The sequence below is a fragment of the Pseudomonas fluorescens genome, from assembly GCF_001623525.1.
GTDB classification, from domain to species: Bacteria; Pseudomonadota; Gammaproteobacteria; order Pseudomonadales; family Pseudomonadaceae; genus Aquipseudomonas; species Aquipseudomonas fluorescens_Q.
Genome location: NZ_CP015225.1, coordinates 6,899,410 through 6,919,098 on the forward strand (window position 1 = coordinate 6,899,410; position 19,689 = coordinate 6,919,098).

At 58.0% G+C, this 19,689-nt stretch carries 17 protein-coding genes, 2 tRNA genes and 3 rRNA genes; 11 read left to right on the forward strand and 11 right to left on the reverse strand.

What is annotated here, in order from left to right; genetic code table 11:
* Positions 1-7: 7 nt before the first annotated feature.
* Complete coding sequence (locus TK06_RS30310) at positions 8-598, reverse strand: 2-hydroxychromene-2-carboxylate isomerase (RefSeq protein WP_063325019.1); 591 nt, start codon at positions 596-598, stop codon at positions 8-10.
* A gap of 32 nt (positions 599-630) precedes the next feature.
* Positions 631-1,359 carry an SDR family oxidoreductase gene (locus tag TK06_RS30315; protein ID WP_063325020.1) on the reverse strand — a complete coding sequence of 243 codons (729 nt, stop codon included), beginning with the start codon at positions 1,357-1,359 and terminating at the stop codon, positions 631-633.
* Between the two features lie 90 nt (positions 1,360-1,449).
* Here TK06_RS30315 and TK06_RS30320 point away from each other — a divergent pair, with 90 nt between their 5' ends.
* Positions 1,450-2,019 (forward strand): TetR/AcrR family transcriptional regulator, encoded by a 570-nt coding sequence (locus TK06_RS30320; RefSeq protein WP_018600292.1) that lies wholly within the window; start codon positions 1,450-1,452, stop codon positions 2,017-2,019.
* Positions 2,020-2,025: 6 nt separating this feature from the next.
* Here the strand turns inward: TK06_RS30320 and TK06_RS30325 are convergent, their stop codons facing one another.
* Entirely contained in the window at positions 2,026-2,307 is a 282-nt protein-coding gene (locus TK06_RS30325; RefSeq protein ID WP_014337379.1) for a hypothetical protein, read from the reverse strand.
* Between the two features lie 168 nt (positions 2,308-2,475).
* The gene (gene rhtA, locus TK06_RS30330) at positions 2,476-3,366 is read right to left on the reverse strand and encodes a threonine/homoserine exporter RhtA (protein ID WP_063325021.1); all 891 of its coding nucleotides are present in this window, start codon (positions 3,364-3,366) and stop codon (positions 2,476-2,478) included.
* Between the two features lie 668 nt (positions 3,367-4,034).
* On the opposite strand from rhtA, the gene TK06_RS30335 reads away from it, so the two are divergent.
* The 5 genes from TK06_RS30335 (at position 4,035) to rrf (ending at position 9,297) form a co-directional block, all read left to right on the forward strand.
* Positions 4,035-5,571: ribosomal RNA gene (locus TK06_RS30335) — 16S ribosomal RNA — on the forward strand.
* Between the two features lie 123 nt (positions 5,572-5,694).
* Positions 5,695-5,771 (forward strand) — tRNA-Ile (locus tag TK06_RS30340).
* A gap of 30 nt (positions 5,772-5,801) precedes the next feature.
* A tRNA-Ala gene (locus tag TK06_RS30345) sits at positions 5,802-5,877 on the forward strand.
* A 244-nt stretch (positions 5,878-6,121) separates the two neighbouring features.
* Positions 6,122-9,012: ribosomal RNA gene (locus TK06_RS30350) — 23S ribosomal RNA — on the forward strand.
* A gap of 169 nt (positions 9,013-9,181) precedes the next feature.
* Positions 9,182-9,297 (forward strand): 5S ribosomal RNA (gene rrf, locus TK06_RS30355).
* Together the 16S, 23S and 5S rRNA genes with 2 tRNA genes alongside form the textbook arrangement of a ribosomal RNA operon.
* A 117-nt stretch (positions 9,298-9,414) precedes the next feature.
* On the opposite strand, the gene TK06_RS30360 is transcribed toward rrf, so the two are convergent.
* The gene (locus tag TK06_RS30360) at positions 9,415-9,816 is read right to left on the reverse strand and encodes a lysozyme inhibitor LprI family protein (RefSeq protein ID WP_063325022.1); all 402 of its coding nucleotides are present in this window, start codon (positions 9,814-9,816) and stop codon (positions 9,415-9,417) included.
* A gap of 142 nt (positions 9,817-9,958) precedes the next feature.
* Here TK06_RS30360 and TK06_RS30365 point away from each other — a divergent pair, with 142 nt between their 5' ends.
* A complete protein-coding gene (locus TK06_RS30365; protein ID WP_063325023.1) occupies positions 9,959-10,417 on the forward strand; it encodes an SRPBCC family protein in 459 nt (152 codons plus the stop codon).
* A 462-nt stretch (positions 10,418-10,879) separates the two neighbouring features.
* On the opposite strand, the gene TK06_RS30370 is transcribed toward TK06_RS30365, so the two are convergent.
* Together TK06_RS30370 and TK06_RS30375 are read right to left on the reverse strand one after the other, a co-directional pair.
* Entirely contained in the window at positions 10,880-11,383 is a 504-nt protein-coding gene (locus TK06_RS30370; protein WP_063325024.1) for a hypothetical protein, read from the reverse strand.
* Positions 11,384-11,561: 178 nt separating this feature from the next.
* Positions 11,562-12,509 (reverse strand): AraC family transcriptional regulator, encoded by a 948-nt coding sequence (locus TK06_RS30375; RefSeq protein ID WP_063325025.1) that lies wholly within the window; start codon positions 12,507-12,509, stop codon positions 11,562-11,564.
* 202 nt (positions 12,510-12,711) lie between these two features.
* On the opposite strand from TK06_RS30375, the gene TK06_RS30380 reads away from it, so the two are divergent.
* Both TK06_RS30380 and TK06_RS30385 read left to right on the forward strand, forming a co-directional pair.
* On the forward strand, positions 12,712-13,449 hold the full coding sequence (locus TK06_RS30380) for an SDR family oxidoreductase (RefSeq protein ID WP_063325026.1): 738 nt from the start codon (positions 12,712-12,714) through the stop codon (positions 13,447-13,449).
* 29 nt (positions 13,450-13,478) lie between these two features.
* Positions 13,479-13,736 (forward strand): Atu4866 domain-containing protein, encoded by a 258-nt coding sequence (locus tag TK06_RS30385; RefSeq protein WP_063325027.1) that lies wholly within the window; start codon positions 13,479-13,481, stop codon positions 13,734-13,736.
* Between the two features lie 72 nt (positions 13,737-13,808).
* Here TK06_RS30385 and inhA read toward each other — a convergent pair whose 3' ends face one another.
* Entirely contained in the window at positions 13,809-14,495 is a 687-nt protein-coding gene (gene inhA / locus TK06_RS30390; RefSeq protein WP_063325028.1) for an isonitrile hydratase, read from the reverse strand.
* A gap of 99 nt (positions 14,496-14,594) precedes the next feature.
* Between inhA and TK06_RS30395 the strand changes: the two genes are divergently transcribed.
* On the forward strand, positions 14,595-15,587 hold the full coding sequence (locus TK06_RS30395; RefSeq protein ID WP_063325029.1) for a GlxA family transcriptional regulator: 993 nt from the start codon (positions 14,595-14,597) through the stop codon (positions 15,585-15,587).
* Here TK06_RS30395 and TK06_RS30400 read toward each other — a convergent pair.
* Together TK06_RS30400 and TK06_RS30405 are read right to left on the reverse strand one after the other, a co-directional pair.
* A complete protein-coding gene (locus TK06_RS30400) occupies positions 15,556-16,458 on the reverse strand; it encodes an alpha/beta fold hydrolase (RefSeq protein WP_063325252.1) in 903 nt (300 codons plus the stop codon). The genes TK06_RS30395 and TK06_RS30400 overlap by 32 nt on opposite strands.
* Positions 16,459-16,486: 28 nt before the next feature.
* Positions 16,487-16,864 (reverse strand): hypothetical protein, encoded by a 378-nt coding sequence (locus tag TK06_RS30405; protein WP_063325030.1) that lies wholly within the window; start codon positions 16,862-16,864, stop codon positions 16,487-16,489.
* Between the two features lie 596 nt (positions 16,865-17,460).
* On the opposite strand from TK06_RS30405, the gene TK06_RS30410 reads away from it, so the two are divergent.
* Entirely contained in the window at positions 17,461-17,826 is a 366-nt protein-coding gene (locus TK06_RS30410; RefSeq protein WP_063325031.1) for a DUF6124 family protein, read from the forward strand.
* Positions 17,827-18,000: 174 nt separating this feature from the next.
* On the opposite strand, the gene TK06_RS30415 is transcribed toward TK06_RS30410, so the two are convergent.
* Positions 18,001-19,689, reverse strand: a 1,689-nt coding sequence (locus TK06_RS30415; protein ID WP_063325032.1) for a glycoside hydrolase family 15 protein, incomplete at its 5' end; no start/stop codon positions are given.

Sequence of the window (19,689 nt, forward strand, 5' to 3'; positions counted from 1 at the left end):
TAGAGGATCAGGCAAGGGCTTCACGGACGAAGTCCAACCGATCCTGGCCGAAGAACAACTCGTTGCCGACAAACATGCTCGGGGCGCCGAACACGCCCCGTGCGATGGCTTCTTCAGTGGCGGTCTTGAGTGCTTGCTTGACCTGCTCGTCGTTCGTCAGGGCCAGCACATAGTCGGCGTCGAAACCGCCTTCGTTCAGGACTGCTGCGACGGTCGTGGGGTCATTGAGGTTGCGGGCGTCCACCCAAAAGGCGCGGAACAGGCAATCGACGAAGGCCTCGAAGCGTTCAGGTTGGCGCAATTGCATGCCAGTCACCGCGCGCATCAGTTGCAGTGTATTGATGGGGAAGTGAGGATTGAACTTGAAGGCGACCTCATAGCGCTTGGCGAAGCGATTCAGATCCTTGAACAGGTAAGGGTTCTTGGCCGGCACAGTCGCCGGTGATGCATTGCCGGTTGCCTTGAAGACGCCACCCAATAACATCGGGCGATAGATCAGCTGGCTGTTGGTCTGCGCGCATAGCGTCGGCAACTGGGTGTAGGCCAGGTACGTGGTCGGGCTGCCGAAATCGAAGTAAAACTCCACCGATTTGCTCATGGGATCTGCTCTCTTGTTGTGTGAGGGGAGGTTTACCAGCGTTCGCTCCAGGGCCGCAGGTCCAGTTCGAAGGTCCAGGCGTCGCGGGGTTGGCTGTGCAGGTACCAGTAGTTGTCGGCGATGTGTTCGGGGTTCAGGATGCCGTCCTGATCCTTGGTGGCATATTTCTCCGGGAAATTATCGCGGATGAAGTCAGTGTCGATGGCGCCGTCCACCACCACGTGGGCCACGTGAATATTCATCGGTCCCAGCTCACGGGCCATGCTCTGGGCCAGTGCCCGGATGCCATGCTTGGCGCCCGCGAATGCGGCGAACCCCGAAGCGCCACGCAATCCCGCCGTTGCCCCGGTAAACAGAATTGTCCCGCGCTGGCGCTTGACCATGCGCTTGGCCACTTCCCGTGCATTGAGAAAGCCTGAGAAACAGGCCATTTCCCAGATCTTGAAATACTTGCGTGCGGTTTCTTCGAGGATGCTGCAGGGGACATTGGCGCCGATGTTGAACACAAAGGCTTCGATCGGGCCGATCTGGTTCTCGATTTGCTCGATGAGTGCGATCACGTCGTCCTCTTTGCGTGCATCGCAGGCAAACCCGTGGGCTTCGCCGCCTTGGGCGCGGATTCCATCCACCAGGGGTTCGAGTTTGTCGGCGCTGCGACGGGTAACGCAGGCCACAAAACCTTCCTGCGCAAAGCGTTTGGCAATCGCTCCGCCGGTGGCATCGCCCGCGCCAACAACCAGTACGACCTTCTTGTTATTCATGGTCAGCCTCATTGGTAAACGATCGTTAACTAAACGGACGTTATGCTAAGATCCGGCAAGCGTCAAGGTGAGCAATCAGGGGCAGGAACCATGCGATATTCAGCCAATCACAAAATGGAAACCCGCGAGAAACTGCTCGCCAGCAGTGCCGTCTCTGCCAAGAAGTCGGGTTTCTCCACGGTCGGCGTCGATGGTTTGATGAAAGCGATCGGGTTGAGCGGCGGTGCGTTTTATAGCCACTTCTCATCGAAGGATGAGCTTTTCAAGGCCATTGTTGAGCGGGAATTGGCCCAAAGCCTGGATCGTCTGAGTGGAGACGGTGCGATGGACTCAATGAAGCTGGAGCGCTGCCTCAAGCAGTACCTGAGCATGAGCCACGTTGAGCAGCCCGAAGCAGGGTGTGCGTTACCGGTGCTGGGTGCCGAGATCGCGCGATCGGATGTCCAGGTGAGGGAGGCGGCGCAAACGTGGATCTGTCGTTTGCACGAAAGCTGGGCGCGGATATTGGGAAGCGACAGTCTGGCATGGGCCATCCTGTCTCAATGCGTGGGAGCATTGGTGGTTGCGCGGATGCTGGTCACGCCGCAGGTCCAGCGTGACGTCCTCAAATCCAGTCATGAGGAGATTAGGCGCCGAATGGCCGAGCAAGGGCTCGACTGACGTGGCCTATTTACAGATGACGATCATGCTGCGGCTGGTATAGCCAGCGGGGTTGAGCCCGAAGGGATAATCCCCGGGCTCCTCGACGGCGTCGCCGGACTTGGCAATGACCTTGTAACCCTTGGGAGCACATGAATTGGCGGCGCTGGCGGCGCACTGATCCCAGGATGAGGACAGGCCGGAGCAGTTGATGTGCAGGCCTTTCTTGCCGCGCTTGACTTCAGTTTTCGATGTTGCCGCACAGCCCGCTACTGCAAGTACGGCGATCAGTATCAAAATTCGTTTCATTCCCGTCCTTATAATCGTCGTGGATCTTGTGTCCACGTACGATTGTGTTCGCTCTTGCTTGAAGCGTTCATGACGTCCTGTATGAAAAAATCCATGTCTGACATTGGGTTACCGGTCTAAACATGGCCTAAATGCGGGGCAAATACCAGACCTTCGTTAAATCCTGCTTCAATCTGCCGCGACGGCAGGCTTCGCAGTGTTACCCATGGTCATCGTTGCGCCGACCGACGCGAGGATGATGCAGGTAATGGCGAGCCATTGGGCCAAGGACAAGTACTCCTGCAGAAAGACCAGCCCCGACAGGGCCGCGACTGCCGGTTCGACGCTCATCAGGGTACCGAAAGTGCGGGCTGGCATTCGGGTCAGGGAGATCATTTCCAGGGTGTAGGGCAGGGCCGTAGACAGGATGGCGACCCCGATGGCGATTGGAATCAGGCTCGGTGTGAGCAGTGCGGCACCCGCGTGCACGATACCAATCGGGGCGACGAACAGAGCGGCGATCATTACCCCCAAAGCGGCGGTTTGTACGCCATTGTCCGCACCGGCTTTCTGGCCAAACAGGATGTACAACGCCCAGCAAACACCTGCGCCCAGCGCGTAGCCGGCTCCAAGCAGGTCAATACCGGCATTGGTCGCACCGGTCGGTATAAGCAGAAGCAGGCCAGCGACTGCCAGGGCGATCCAGAGAAAATCGATTGCCCTGCGTGAGGCGTATATGGCGACTGCCAGGGGGCCGGTGAACTCCAGTGCTACGGCAATGCCCAGTGGAACGGTACGAACCGACATATAGAAGAGAAAGTTCATGCCGCCCAATGCCATCCCGTAAACGATCACGGTGCGCAGGGATTGGGCGGTGAGCTTGGCGCGCCAGGGACGTAGCAATAACAGCATGATGAGGCTGGCAAAAATGAGTCGCAGCGTTGTTGTGCCCTGTGCGCCCACTACAGGGAACATGCTTTTGGCGAGGGAGGCTCCCGATTGAATGGAGGCCATGGCTATTAATAGTAGGGCAACCGGATACAGGGTGGAGGCCAGGCTGCGATGTGGAGGGGGTGTCATTACGAAGTGTCGTCCAGAATAAAGGCGGGGGGCAATGTTGAGCAGTATATTGCGCACATGCAGCGATTCCGTCTATATACCGGGCAGATTTAAGTGTCATGTCGGGCTAAAGATAGAAAAATCAAATTAAGGGTTGACGGCAGATTCTGGAAGTCTATAATTCGCCCCACTTCCGGCGCAGTCGAAACGGAAAACTCCTTGAGATTCAACGAGTTAAGTAAGTTTCGAAGGTGTTGGGCTTCAGTTCATCGAAGCCCGGAAGGAGCAGGTGGGGCGGTGTTGTTTGGCTCTATCGGCGGTTCGATCTTCTCGGTCGAAAGCGGTGAAAAAGAGGTGTTGACAGCAGCGAGTAACGCTGTAGAATTCGCCTCCCGCTAACGAGAGATCGAAAGCGCAAGTGGTTGAAGTTGAAAAGGAAACTTTGAAAACTTCTGAAAATAACCGCTTGACAGATACACGGGGCGCTGTAGAATGCGCGCCTCGGTTGAGACGAAAGACTCAGCCAACCGCTCTTTAACAACTGAATCAAGCAATTCGTGTGGGTGCTTGTGGAGTCAGACTGCTAGTCAACAGATTATCAGCATCACAAGTTACTCCGCGAGAAATCAAAGATGTAACCAACGATTGCTGAGCCAAGTTTAGGGTTTTCTCAAAATCCAAAGATGTTTGAACTGAAGAGTTTGATCATGGCTCAGATTGAACGCTGGCGGCAGGCCTAACACATGCAAGTCGAGCGGTAGAGAGAAGCTTGCTTCTCTTGAGAGCGGCGGACGGGTGAGTAATGCCTAGGAATCTGCCTGGTAGTGGGGGATAACGCTCGGAAACGGACGCTAATACCGCATACGTCCTACGGGAGAAAGCAGGGGACCTTCGGGCCTTGCGCTATCAGATGAGCCTAGGTCGGATTAGCTAGTTGGTGAGGTAATGGCTCACCAAGGCGACGATCCGTAACTGGTCTGAGAGGATGATCAGTCACACTGGAACTGAGACACGGTCCAGACTCCTACGGGAGGCAGCAGTGGGGAATATTGGACAATGGGCGAAAGCCTGATCCAGCCATGCCGCGTGTGTGAAGAAGGTCTTCGGATTGTAAAGCACTTTAAGTTGGGAGGAAGGGCATTAACCTAATACGTTAGTGTTTTGACGTTACCGACAGAATAAGCACCGGCTAACTCTGTGCCAGCAGCCGCGGTAATACAGAGGGTGCAAGCGTTAATCGGAATTACTGGGCGTAAAGCGCGCGTAGGTGGTTCGTTAAGTTGGATGTGAAAGCCCCGGGCTCAACCTGGGAACTGCATTCAAAACTGTCGAGCTAGAGTATGGTAGAGGGTGGTGGAATTTCCTGTGTAGCGGTGAAATGCGTAGATATAGGAAGGAACACCAGTGGCGAAGGCGACCACCTGGACTGATACTGACACTGAGGTGCGAAAGCGTGGGGAGCAAACAGGATTAGATACCCTGGTAGTCCACGCCGTAAACGATGTCAACTAGCCGTTGGGAGCCTTGAGCTCTTAGTGGCGCAGCTAACGCATTAAGTTGACCGCCTGGGGAGTACGGCCGCAAGGTTAAAACTCAAATGAATTGACGGGGGCCCGCACAAGCGGTGGAGCATGTGGTTTAATTCGAAGCAACGCGAAGAACCTTACCAGGCCTTGACATCCAATGAACTTTCCAGAGATGGATTGGTGCCTTCGGGAACATTGAGACAGGTGCTGCATGGCTGTCGTCAGCTCGTGTCGTGAGATGTTGGGTTAAGTCCCGTAACGAGCGCAACCCTTGTCCTTAGTTACCAGCACGTAATGGTGGGCACTCTAAGGAGACTGCCGGTGACAAACCGGAGGAAGGTGGGGATGACGTCAAGTCATCATGGCCCTTACGGCCTGGGCTACACACGTGCTACAATGGTCGGTACAGAGGGTTGCCAAGCCGCGAGGTGGAGCTAATCCCACAAAACCGATCGTAGTCCGGATCGCAGTCTGCAACTCGACTGCGTGAAGTCGGAATCGCTAGTAATCGCGAATCAGAATGTCGCGGTGAATACGTTCCCGGGCCTTGTACACACCGCCCGTCACACCATGGGAGTGGGTTGCACCAGAAGTAGCTAGTCTAACCTTCGGGGGGACGGTTACCACGGTGTGATTCATGACTGGGGTGAAGTCGTAACAAGGTAGCCGTAGGGGAACCTGCGGCTGGATCACCTCCTTAATCGACGACCGCAGCTGCTTCATGAGCTCCCACACGAATTGCTTGATTCATTGAAGAAGACGATAGAAGCAGCTTTAAGCTCCAAGCTGATAGCTCATAGCTAACAGTTACAAGCTCGAAATTGGGTCTGTAGCTCAGTTGGTTAGAGCACACCCCTGATAAGGGTGAGGTCGGCAGTTCGAATCTGCCCAGACCCACCAATTTTGTGTGGGAAACGCCTGTAGAAATACGGGGCCATAGCTCAGCTGGGAGAGCGCCTGCCTTGCACGCAGGAGGTCAGCGGTTCGATCCCGCTTGGCTCCACCACTACTGCTTCGATTGTATAAAGCTTAGAAATGAGCATTCCATCAAACGATGGTGAATGTTGATTTCTAGTCTTTGACTAGTTCGTTCTTTAAAAATTTGGGTATGTGATAGAAAGATAGACTGGACGTTACTTTCACTGGTAACGGATCAGGCTAAGGTAAAATTTGTGAGTTGCTCTTTGAGCAAGATCGAATTTTCGGCGAATGTCGTCTTCACAGTATAACCAGATTGCTTGGGGTTATATGGTCAAGTGAAGAAGCGCATACGGTGGATGCCTTGGCAGTCAGAGGCGATGAAAGACGTGGTAGCCTGCGAAAAGCTTCGGGGAGTCGGCAAACAGACTGTGATCCGGAGATGTCTGAATGGGGGAACCCAGCCATCATAAGATGGTTATCTTGTACTGAATACATAGGTGCAAGAAGCGAACCAGGGGAACTGAAACATCTAAGTACCCTGAGGAAAAGAAATCAACCGAGATTCCCTTAGTAGTGGCGAGCGAACGGGGACTAGCCCTTAAGCTTCTTTGATTTTAGCGGAACGCTCTGGAAAGTGCGGCCATAGTGGGTGATAGCCCTGTACGCGAAAGGATCTTAGAAGTGAAATCGAGTAGGACGGAGCACGAGAAACTTTGTCTGAATATGGGGGACCATCCTCCAAGGCTAAATACTACTGACTGACCGATAGTGAACTAGTACCGTGAGGGAAAGGCGAAAAGAACCCCGGAGAGGGGAGTGAAATAGATCCTGAAACCGTATGCGTACAAGCAGTGGGAGCCCACTTTGTTGGGTGACTGCGTACCTTTTGTATAATGGGTCAGCGACTTATTTTCAGTGGCGAGCTTAACCGAATAGGGGAGGCGTAGCGAAAGCGAGTCTTAATAGGGCGTCTAGTCGCTGGGAATAGACCCGAAACCGGGCGATCTATCCATGGGCAGGTTGAAGGTTAGGTAACACTGACTGGAGGACCGAACCGACTACCGTTGAAAAGTTAGCGGATGACCTGTGGATCGGAGTGAAAGGCTAATCAAGCTCGGAGATAGCTGGTTCTCCTCGAAAGCTATTTAGGTAGCGCCTCATGTATCACTGTAGGGGGTAGAGCACTGTTTCGGCTAGGGGGTCATCCCGACTTACCAAACCGATGCAAACTCCGAATACCTACAAGTGCCGAGCATGGGAGACACACGGCGGGTGCTAACGTCCGTCGTGAAAAGGGAAACAACCCAGACCGTCAGCTAAGGTCCCAAAGTTATGGTTAAGTGGGAAACGATGTGGGAAGGCTTAGACAGCTAGGAGGTTGGCTTAGAAGCAGCCACCCTTTAAAGAAAGCGTAATAGCTCACTAGTCGAGTCGGCCTGCGCGGAAGATGTAACGGGGCTCAAACCATACACCGAAGCTACGGGTATCACGCAAGTGATGCGGTAGAGGAGCGTTCTGTAAGCCTGTGAAGGTGAGTTGAGAAGCTTGCTGGAGGTATCAGAAGTGCGAATGCTGACATGAGTAACGACAATGGGTGTGAAAAACACCCACGCCGAAAGACCAAGGTTTCCTGCGCAACGTTAATCGACGCAGGGTTAGTCGGTCCCTAAGGCGAGGCTGAAAAGCGTAGTCGATGGAAAACAGGTTAATATTCCTGTACTTCTGGTTATTGCGATGGAGGGACGGAGAAGGCTAGGCCAGCTTGGCGTTGGTTGTCCAAGTTTAAGGTGGTAGGCTGGAATCTTAGGTAAATCCGGGATTCTAAGGCCGAGAGCTGATGACGAGTTACCCTTTGGGTGGCGAAGTGGTTGATGCCATGCTTCCAAGAAAAGCTTCTAAGCTTCAGGTAACCAGGAACCGTACCCCAAACCGACACAGGTGGTTGGGTAGAGAATACCAAGGCGCTTGAGAGAACTCGGGTGAAGGAACTAGGCAAAATGGCACCGTAACTTCGGGAGAAGGTGCGCCGGTGAGGGTGAAGCACTTGCTGCGTAAGCCCACGCCGGTCGAAGATACCAGGCCGCTGCGACTGTTTATTAAAAACACAGCACTCTGCAAACACGAAAGTGGACGTATAGGGTGTGACGCCTGCCCGGTGCCGGAAGGTTAATTGATGGGGTTAGCTAACGCGAAGCTCTTGATCGAAGCCCCGGTAAACGGCGGCCGTAACTATAACGGTCCTAAGGTAGCGAAATTCCTTGTCGGGTAAGTTCCGACCTGCACGAATGGCGTAACGATGGCGGCGCTGTCTCCACCCGAGACTCAGTGAAATTGAAATCGCTGTGAAGATGCAGTGTATCCGCGGCTAGACGGAAAGACCCCGTGAACCTTTACTATAGCTTTGCACTGGACTTTGAATTTGCTTGTGTAGGATAGGTGGGAGGCTTTGAAGCGTGGACGCCAGTTCGCGTGGAGCCATCCTTGAAATACCACCCTGGCAACTTTGAGGTTCTAACTCAGGTCCGTTATCCGGATCGAGGACAGTGTATGGTGGGTAGTTTGACTGGGGCGGTCTCCTCCTAAAGAGTAACGGAGGAGTACGAAGGTGCGCTCAGACCGGTCGGAAATCGGTCGTAGAGTATAAAGGCAAAAGCGCGCTTGACTGCGAGACAGACACGTCGAGCAGGTACGAAAGTAGGTCTTAGTGATCCGGTGGTTCTGTATGGAAGGGCCATCGCTCAACGGATAAAAGGTACTCCGGGGATAACAGGCTGATACCGCCCAAGAGTTCATATCGACGGCGGTGTTTGGCACCTCGATGTCGGCTCATCACATCCTGGGGCTGAAGCCGGTCCCAAGGGTATGGCTGTTCGCCATTTAAAGTGGTACGCGAGCTGGGTTTAGAACGTCGTGAGACAGTTCGGTCCCTATCTGCCGTGGACGTTTGAGATTTGAGAGGGGCTGCTCCTAGTACGAGAGGACCGGAGTGGACGAACCTCTGGTGTTCCGGTTGTCACGCCAGTGGCATTGCCGGGTAGCTATGTTCGGAAAAGATAACCGCTGAAAGCATCTAAGCGGGAAACTTGCCTCAAGATGAGATCTCACTGGGACCTTGAGTCCCCTGAAGGGCCGTCGAAGACTACGACGTTGATAGGCAGGGTGTGTAAGCGCTGTGAGGCGTTGAGCTAACCTGTACTAATTGCCCGTGAGGCTTGACCATATAACACCCAAGCAATTTGTATGCTCCAAGCCAAAGGCGAAAGAGACTAGATTGCGGTGTGTGAAGACGAAACGAACCGAAAGTTCGAGACGCTCGATTGCAACACACAAACTATCGCATACCCATTCGCTGGAACGTGACCGCAAGGCACGCGCTGGCTACCGAATTTCTTGACGACCATAGAGCATTGGAACCACCTGATCCCATCCCGAACTCAGAAGTGAAACGATGCATCGCCGATGGTAGTGTGGGGTTTCCCCATGTGAGAGTAGGTCATCGTCAAGATTAAATTCCGAAACCCCTATCTGCTGATGCAGGTAGGGGTTTTGTTTTGCCTGAAACAAAAAGCTTTGGCCAAAAAAAGGATGACCTGTAGAGGTTATCCTTTTTTGCATCCGGCCCTTAAGCCCCGGGTACTGGGCAGCTCAGATCCCCTTCCTTGCACTTGAGATAGGTCTTGAATGCCTCGATCCGGGCTTTAGTCTGGGCGGTGATGCAGTTGCTGTAGATCAGTGGGTAGACGCTACCGCCCTCGACCCCGGAGGCGGAGAAATTGCATTCGGCGTCACGGAAGCCTATCCAGGCACGCTGCGCCTTGACCAGCATCTGTTTGGCCTGCGGGTTGTCCTTCAAGCGTGCTGTGATCAGCTTGTACAAGCTGTTCAGCTCGTTGTCGGCGGCCTTGTTTTCTTTGGCTGCGCATTGGTTCATTTCGCCTTGAGTGGTGGCGTCGGCGCAGTCGTCGGCCTGGGCAACAGTAACGAAAAGCAGCGGCATCAGGGCCAGAAGCAAGCGCGGGGACATGTTTGGTCTCTCCTTGAGGGGATTGAAAACGCCGGGTGAGTTTACATCGCTCCCTGCGGTTTTAAAGAAGGCGATACTGATACAACTTTCTGGTTGGCCTTGTGGTCTTACAAGCCTACTGTTGAAACACAGGAGGTGACCCATGCATTCATCCGATCGCATTGAAAGAAAGATCCTGCTTAAGGCTCCGCGCTCTCATGTCTGGCGAGCCCTGGCCAATGCCGAAGCTTTCGGCCAATGGTTCGGTGTTGCCCTTGAGGGGAAACGGTTTGTGGCAGGGGAGCGTACCCAGGGGCAAATCACTTATCCAGGTTACGAGCATCTCATCTGGGACGTGGCGGTGGAACGGGTGGAGCCCGAGCGGGTGTTCTCGTTTCGCTGGCATCCTTACGCTGTCGAGCCGCAGGTGGATTACTCTCAAGAGTCCGAAACCCGGGTGCAATTCGAACTTGAAGACATGGATGGCGGCACCCTGCTCAAAGTCGTGGAGTCGGGTTTCAACAACATTCCCGAGGCTCGCCGGCTCAAGGCTTTTCGCATGGACAGCCGTGGTTGGGACGAGCAGATGGCCAATATTGAAGCCTTCCTGGGCAAGTCTTGATAGGAGGGACTGCTGAGGGGCTAAGGGTTTTCGGAGGGAGCGGTGTAGCGAATGTCTTACACGAGATGGTAGCTATGTCGTCTATTTCGTTTTGGATCCGAGGCGTAATCTGGACTCATCCACTGAAGCACAGGAAGTGCTCAGGATCAGGGACGATCGACCTTGCAAGGAAAGCTATCGACAGGGAGTCGTAATGGTCTTGGAAAAACCCGCTTCGGCGGGTTTTTTTTCGCCCGCAAAAATCTGAGAAGGTCCTATAGCGAAACGCTTACACACCGTTGCTGCTTTCTCGTCTTTTTCCAAGATACCGATGGGCCTAATCTATGTTCATCCACTGAGTACAGGGAGTGCTCGGGGTCATGGATGATTGGACCAGGCATGGAATGCCGGACAGGGAGTCAAATTGGTCCTCAAAAAACCCGCCTAGGCGGGTTTTTTTTCGTCTGCGAAAAAGTGGTCTGATCATGCCAGGCGCCGGGTCATGGTGCGGTCGGAACCATCGGCAGCCAAGGTCTGGCCTCCCGGCGTCCGGTCCGCGCCATCGGCAGCCAGGGTCTGACCCCCAGGTGTCCGATCTGCGCCATCGGCAGCCAGGGTCTGGCCCCCAGGTGTCCGGTCTGCGCCATCGGCAGCCAGGGTCTGGCCCCCAGGTGTCCGATCTGCGCCATCGGCAGCCAGGGTCTGACCCCCAGGTGTCCGATCCGCGCCATCGGCAGCCAGGGTCTGACCCCCAGGTGTCCGATCCGCGCCATCGGCAGCGAGAGTCTGCCCCCCAGGCGTCCGATCCGCACCATCGGCAGCGAGAGTCTGCCCTCCCGACGTCCGATCCGCACCATCAGCGGCCACAGGCTGCTGGTAATCGCTAGCCTGGGTAAAGAAGCGGTCTTGCTGCTGGCTCGGCAGGGCAAACGCACTGACGCTCAGGGCGAAGGTGGTAACGGCGATCAAGGTGTTGAACGTTTTCATGGTAAAGACTCCGGTCATATCAAGGGTTGAGTGCCGGGTCGTTCAGATATCGTGATCTGCTGAACCCGTTGCAGCGGCGACGGTTGTCTTGCTGCATGGGTTCAGATTAGGGGCGAGGCGGGGGTGGGCGTTAGACGGATACTGTCCTGGTTTTGCCTGATCCTGTTTGTGTGCAGGATCAGGCGCTACTGGCTTGCAGCGCCTGGGCACGCAAACGAGCGATGTCCTTGCTCGGGGAGGCGCCAAATAGACGGCTGTATTCACGGCTGAACTGCGAGGGGCTTTCATACCCCATCTTGTAGCCGATTGACGAAACGTCGCTGTTCTCCGCCAACAGTAACCGTCGGGCTTCCTGCAAGCGCAGTTGTTTCTGGTATTGCAGCGGACTCATGGCGGTCACGGCTTTGAAGCGGTGGTGCAACGCCGAAGGGCTGAGATTGATCATTTGTGCCAGGCTGTCGATGCTCAACGGCTCGGCGTAATGGGTATTGAGCCATTCGATGGCACGGCTGATGCGATGGGTCTGGGTGTCGGGAATGGCTATTTCGTGCAAGCGCTGGCCTTGGGCGCCACGCAGCAGCCGGTAGAAAATCTCCTGTTGGGCCAACGGCGCGAGGGTGGCGATATCGTCCGGGCTGTCCAACAGCCGCAGCAAGCGCAACACTGCGTCGAGCAATGGCGCATCAATGCGATCCAGGAACAGCCCGCGTCCGGTTCTTTCGGTCGGCACGCCGATAGGGCTGGCGTCGGCAATCAGACGGCAGATCTGTGCCGGGTCGATGTCGAGGCGGATGCACAGGTAGGGGCGCTCGGGGCTGGCTTCAATCACCTGGCCGGCCAGTGGCAGGGTCACCGAGACGACCAGATAGTTGAGCGGGTCATACACGTAGCATTCGTCCGCCAGGCGCACTTCCTTGCGCCCCTCGATAATCACGCATAAACCAGGCTTGTGCACGGTGTGCAGGGCTTCGGTCGGCTGGTCGCTACGGATCAGGTGCAAGGCCTCGATGGCCGTAGGGTGGACGCCATATTCCGGCGCAAAGCGCTTCATCAGACTCGCCAATTCGGCGCGGCGCTGGCTGACGCCGTCGTCTGGCGCAATGTGGATGGACGTGGATACCGACATGCCGATCAATCTCCCAGGCCAAATTGAGTGAACCGCGCTAGTAAAGCCGATTGCGCGGCTGTCGGCCAGAGTCGGTTTTATCGCCACAGGATCGTGCAAGTGCGCAGGAGGATCCGGCTAACCCAGGCCGTGGTCGGTTCCCTAATCTGGACCTGTCAAAACGCTCCCACCGGAGCCATCACATCCAGACGAGGAAACCATCATGTCCGATATTCAAAACAAAGTAGTGGTCATCACCGGCGCCAGCAGCGGGATTGGTGAAGCCGCGGCGCGGTTGCTCGCGGCTCGCGGTGCCCGTGTCGTGCTTGGCGCCCGGCGCATCGATCGTCTGCAAACACTGGTGCAGGAACTCGAAACCGCCGGCCAGCAGGCTATCTGCAAAGCGGTGGACGTGACCCGCCGCGACGATGTCCAGAACCTGATCGACTTCGCTGTCCAGCGTTTCGGCAGGGTCGATGTGATCATCAATAACGCCGGGGTCATGCCGCTCTCCAAGCTCGAGGCGCTGAAAGTCGAGGAGTGGGACCGCATGATCGACGTCAACATCCGTGGCGTGCTCCACGGCATCGCCGCCGGCCTGCCGCTGATGCAGCGCCAGCGCAGCGGGCAGTTCATCAACATCGCGTCGATCGGTGCCTACGCCGTCAGCCCGACTGCGGCCGTGTATTGCGCCACCAAGTTTGCCGTGCGGGCGATTTCCGAGGGCTTGCGCCAGGAAGTCGGAGGGGATGTGCGCGTGACGGTAATTTCCCCCGGCGTGACCGAATCGGAACTGGCCGAGAGCATTTCCGATGAAGGTGGACGTGCCGAAATGCGCGAGTTCCGCAGGATCGCCATTCCGGCCGAAGCCATCGCCCGGGCGATTGCCTACGCCATCGAACAACCAGCGGACGTAGACGTCAGCGAATTGATCGTGCGGCCCACCGCCAGTCCATTCTGACCGACTTGACCGACAGGAGGAGATGTCCCATGAGAAAGGCATTTGGAGACCAGGATAAATTCGTCGGCCTATGGGTGACGGCTGATGGCATGATTCGTCATCGGCTGCTGCCGGGCGGACGCTATGACGAAGCGCGAGGTGTACGTGAGAGCGCATATCAGGGCGACTACTGGCTGCAGGATGACCATATCGAATACCACGACGACACCGGTTTCACCGCCGATGGGGATTTTCGTGAAGGCGTGCTCTACCACGCGGGGATGGTGTTGTATCGCCAAGAGAGATGATGAACCGATAACCTTTGCGGTGAGGGGACAACTCCCCCTCACCACGGATTTCATTTCCATCGGGACTGATCGTTACGCCCGTTCCAAGCGCGCCGCAGCACGCTGGGTGATTTGCGAGCGCACCCGGAACGACTCGGCCGCACGCCGGTTCGCTTCTTCCAGCACGCGCGTCGGCGCAGTGTCCGGGCTGCCGGCGTTGAACGGCGGGGCAGGGGCGTATTCGAGTTGCAGCTGGACCAGCTCGGCGGTGTCCTGGTCGAACAGTTCGGCCGCCAGGGTCAAGGCGAAGTCGATTCCGGCCGTGATGCCGCCACCGGTGAGCAGGTTGCCGTCGCGGACCACGCGCTCCTTGATCGGCGTCGCGCCCAGGGTTTGCAGCAGGCTGTGATAGGCCCAATGGGTGGTGGCGCGCTTGCCTTGCAACAGGCCCGCCGCACCGAGCACCAGCGAACCGGTGCACACGGACGTGATGTATTTCGCCTCGGCGGCTTGCCCCTTGATGAAGGCCAGTGTCTGTTCGTCTTCCATCAGCGGCCCGACGCCGGTCCCGCCGGGGACGCAGATCACGTCGAGCTTCGGGCAGTCCTCGAACGTGGTGGTGGGCAGCAACACCAGCCCGGTGCTGGCGGTGACCGGCGCCAGGTCCTTCCAGACCAGATGGACCTTCACGTCCGGCAACGAGGCCAGTACGTCATAAGGGCCGGTCAGGTCCAACTGCTGGACTTGGGGGAATAACAACAAACCGATCTGCAGCGTCATGTCGCGTGCTCCTTTGGATGATGCCCGAGGGGTGGACGGTTTGACTTTAGATCCGTAGGCTCTGGCGTATACGCCAATAAGCCCACGAATCACGCCAATATGCCCAACCCACCGAAAACCGTTCATGTCCTGGCCTTCGCCAACGTGCAAGTGCTGGATGTCACCGGGCCCTTGCAGGTCTTCGCATCGGCCAACGACCTGGCCCGCCAGCAAGGCTTGCCGTTGCCGTACACGCCGACGGTCATCGCCGTGGGCGGCGGGGCGGTGATGTCCTCGGCAGGCTTGGCGCTGATGGCCGAGCCGCTGCCGAGCGAAGGCAGCGACACGCTGTTGATCGCCGGTGGTTGGGGCGTGTACGAAGCGGCGAAGGATCCGGCGCTGGTGGCCTGGGTCAAGGAGCACGGCCTGCGTTCGCGAAGGGTGGCGTCGGTGTGCACCGGGGCGTTCCTGCTGGCCGCCAGCGGTTGGCTGGACGGACGGCGCGTGGTGACGCACTGGACCCGCTGCGAACAACTGGCCGAGCAACATCCGCAATTGCGGGTCGAACCCAACCCGATTTTCATCAACGACGGCCCGGTCTGGACCTCGGCCGGGGTTACGGCCGGCATCGACCTGGCCCTGGCGCTGGTGGAGGAGGACCTGGGCCGTGCGGTGGCGCTGGAGGTCGCCCGGCACCTGGTGGTGTTCCTCAAGCGTCCCGGTGGGCAATCGCAGTTCAGCGTGACCTTGTCGCTGCAAAAGCAGGGCAGTCGGTTTGACGACCTGCATGCCTGGATCGCCGAGAACCTCACCCGCGACCTGGGCCTGTCGAGCCTGGCCGCCGAGGTGGGTATGAGCGAACGCAGCTTTGTGCGGCACTATCGCGCCGACACTGGCCAGACCCCGGCGCGGGCGGTGGAGTTGATTCGCGTGGAAACCGCTCGCCGCCTGTTGTCCGACACCGCTGTGTCGATCAAGCGGGTGGCGGTGCAATGTGGCTTCGGCAGCGAAGAAACCCTGCGTCGCAGTTTCCTGCGGGCCATGGGCGTGACACCCCAGGCCTATCGCGAGCGATTCGCCGTCAGCCCTCAAGCAGATCCAGCAATGCCTTGAGCGTGGCCTCGGGGGCTTCCTGTGGGATGTTGTGGCCGACACCGGCCAGCACTCGGCGCTCGTAAGAACCTGTGAAGTGTTCGGCGTCTTCATCGTGTTCCGACGCTGGCCCCACGCCGTCGTCGGCACCGCACAGGGAAATGCTCGGCACGCTGATGGCCGGTTGTGCCGCCAGCCGTTCTTCCATCCACTCCAGCGTCGGGTCGCCCGGTGCGTACATGAACCGATGACGGTAGGAGTGGATCACCACGTCGACGAAGTCCGGGTTGTCGAACGACGCAGCACTGAGGGGATACCGTTCGGCGCCACGTTTCCAGGTTGGTGACCACAGGCGCCAGAGCAATTCACACAGTTCACGTCGGTTCTGGGTCAGGCCCTCGACACCCCGCGCCGTGTGGAAATAGTACTGGTACCACAGGCGATGTTCGGTTTCCGGGGCCAGCGGCTGCGTGGAACGTGGAATGTCCTGCAGGTTGTAGCCATCGCCGGTCACCAGGCAGCGCACACGCTCGGGCCACAGCGCCGCGACGATACACGCCGCCCGACCGCCCCAGTCGTAGCCGCACAGCGCCGCCTGGGGGATGGAGAGTGCGTGCATCAGGTCCAGCAGGTCCTGGGCCAACGCCGCCTGCTGGCCGGAACGCATGATGGCCGGGTTGTTGAACCGGGTCGGGCCGTAGCCGCGCAGGTAGGGTACGATGACCCAATATCCACGCTCGGCCAAGGCGGGCGCGACTTCATCGAAAGCCCTGGGGTCGTAAGGAAAACCGTGCAGCAGGATGACTGGCTCGCCGTTGGCGGGACCGTGTTCTTCGTAGGCGATGCGCAACAGCGGCGTCACTGCGAAGTTGACCTTGGGATCGAGGTTCATGTTGGCCTCCGGCATTGCTCGGTTGCGGTCAGGCGGGTTCCTGGTTCACGTATTTGGCCCGATCCGGCGTGAACGTCACGATCATGTTCGTGCTGGAGCAGGTCAGGGTGCGCTCCTGGGTCAAGTCGATGTCCAGGTCTTCACCGCGCAGGCCCTGCCATTGGGCGAGGTACTTGAGACAGCCGAATTTTTCGTTTTTCTTCAGGCTGCGGCTGACGCCACCTTTCCAGCCCAGTACCGGCAACTCACCCTCCAGGCAGCGTTGCGCCAGTTCGGGAAACTTCATCGCGCGGTCGCGGCCGATTTCCCAGCATTTGATCAGGCCCCGGTCCTGGCCTTCCCAGAGGTCTTCGCGGGTCAGGCCTGTTCGGGGTGGGGTGGTGATGGGGCGTTTGATATGGGTCATGTCAGGTCCTTGAGTCGGGTTTTTATCGGGCAGCTCCGCTGCACCCGTGAGCATCGATCTTAGGAGGGGTTGGCGGGGCTGGCAACTCGAAAGGGGCGTAACGATAAATGGGCGAATTGCGGTGATTGCTTCTGTGGCGAGGGGATTTATCCCCGCTGGGCTGCGAAGCAGCCCCAAAATCTGGCAACTCGGTATGTCAGGTTAATTGAGGTTGTTCTTTTGAGGGGCTGCTGCGCAGCCCAGCGGGGATAAATCCCCTCGCCACAGATAAATTCCCCACCACAGTGGTGCGGTGTTCCTACAAAAAATTAGGTGAACCGGAATTTTCTGACGAGTCGTGTCGGTTGCCGGTTCGGAAGGGGCGGGGATAGGCTTTGCTCGTCGCTGCAAAATCAGCGACCGGGTTTGGTCGCCCGGGTTTAGAATGGCGCACGGTGCCGCGCGAGCGGCTGTCTGCTTTATGGCTGACTGTGCGTGGGAGGGCTTCGGGCCCTGCCGGGTTTCCATTCCCTGGTCGACCAACCTGCGTACAGTTCGCCACCCTTCTGCTTGGTCGCGGAAATGGTGAACTCCACTTTCGAATGGAGATTCATATCATGGTCAAGATCACCCCCAACCCTCCACGCGCCGAAGACCTTTCTGCCTACACCTCCCTCGACACAAAAAAACTCCGCGAAGCCGCCGACCGGGCGTTGAACATTCACTTGTCTCCCACCCCAGCCAAACCCGATACCCAGGACGGCCAGGTGTTCACCGTGGTCCCCGGCCTCAACACCGAATCGGTGCTGACCAGCCTCAGCGAAACCCTGGCCTCGGCCGATGCCATGGTCAGTGATCTGGCGTTCGAGCTGGAAGGGTCGCGGCGGCATGTGGCGTTGGGTATTCAGCAGTTGATCGAGCTGGCCAAGTTGCTGGCCAACCGAGCTTTGGATGACATCGAATTGGCCTACTCAGCGCGGTAGCCAGCGCACCGCTTTCCCTGTGGCGAGGGAGCTTGCTCCCGCTGGGTTGCGAAGCGACCCCCATACCAGACGCTGATTCTTTGGAGGCTGGAAGATTTTGCGCCTGCTGCGCAGTCGAGCGGGAGCAAGCTCCCTCGCCACAGGGACTGTGCCCAGTCTGAAGGGCTACTCAGTTCACGGCTGCCAATGAGTCTTCTCCCCACTCAATTTGCGATCCAGGAAGCTCGCCGCGCTGATCAGTGCCAGGTGGGGCAGGGCTTGGGGCGTGTTGCCCAAGTGGTAGCCGTGGCTGTCGAATTCTTCAGCGTACAGCCCCAGCGGGTTGGCGTAGCGCAGCAGTTGTTCGAATTCCAGCTGGGCTTTTTCCACGCGGCCGGCGCGGGCCAGGCATTCGACGTACCAGAACGAGCAGGCCGCGAATGAGCCTTCGATGCCGCGGAGGCCGTCGATGGGGCTGTCGTCGTTGCGGTAGCGATAGACCATGCCGTCGCGCACCAGGTTTTTTTCGATGGCATCGAGTGTCGAGAGCCAGCGCGGGTCGCGGGCGCTGACGAAGCGCACCAGCGGCATCAACAGCATCGAGCCGTCCAGGGCGGTGCTGCCCAGGCGCTGGATGAAGTGCTGGTGTTCGTCGTTCCAGAAGTTCGTCCAGATGTCCTGGTAGATGGCCTGGCGCGTTTCGTCCCAGCGGGCGAACGGGGCGGGCAGGGAGCGTTTTTCGGCCAGGCGGATGGCGCGATCCACCGCGACCCAGCACATCAGCCGCGAATGCAGGAAATGCTGTTTGTCGCCGCGCATTTCCCAGATACCCACATCCTTGTCCTGCCAGACCTTGCACACTTGATCGACCACGTCGACGGTGTGTTTCCAGCCTTGATGGGAGATCGCTTCGCCGTATTTGTTGACCAGGTACACCGCGTCCATCAGCTCGCCGAAAATGTCCAGCTGCACCTGTTTGTAGGCCAGGTTGCCGATGCGCACCGGTCGGGCGTTGCCAAAGCCGCTCAGGTGCGGCAGCTCGGTTTCCGGCAGTTCCAGCCTGCCGTCCAGACCGTAGAGAATATTGAGTTTGGTCGGTTGATCACAGCAGTCACTGACCCGGCCGCGCAGCCAGCGCATGTAGGCGTTGGCTTCTTCGACGAAGCCCAGGCGCATGAATGCATAGACGGTAAAGGAAGAGTCGCGGATCCAGGTGTAGCGATAATCCCAGTTGCGTTCGCCGCCGCGGGTTTCTGGCAGGCCGAAGGTGGCGGCGGCGAGGATGGCGCCGTGTTTGCGCGAGGTCAGCAGCTTCAGCGCCAGGGCTGAGCGGTTGACCACTTCCCGCCAGCGTCCGCGGTAGGTGGACTGGCCGATCCAGCCGCGCCAGAACGCCAGGGTGCGTTCCAGGCAAATCGCGCTGACATCGTCCTGAAGGCGCGGGTCGTCGATGCCACCCAGCAGGAATTCGGCGCTTTGGCCCTGCGCCAGGGTGAACTCGGCCACCGCCGCATTGCCGTCCAGCGTCATGGGCTGGTCGGAGCATAAGCGCAGGCTCGGTTGCCCCGGCGCCTCGAAACAGATGTGGGCAGCGTCCTGGCGCGCAGTGGTGGCGGCCCGGGCGTAGTCATGCCGTACGGCACAGCGCATGCGAAACGTCGCGCTGCCGACGGTCATGTGCACTTTGCGCATCAGCACCGGTAAATCATCCTCGCTGTCGCCGATGGGCAGCAGGTCGGTGACTTCCACCACGGCGCCGTCGCTCAGCCAGCGGGTTTGCAGCACGTTGGTGTCGGGCAGGTAGATCTGCTGGCGGCGGGCATTCGGCAGGTCCGGGGCCAGTTGGAAAATGCCCGCTTCGGGCGTATCCAGCAGCGCACAGAA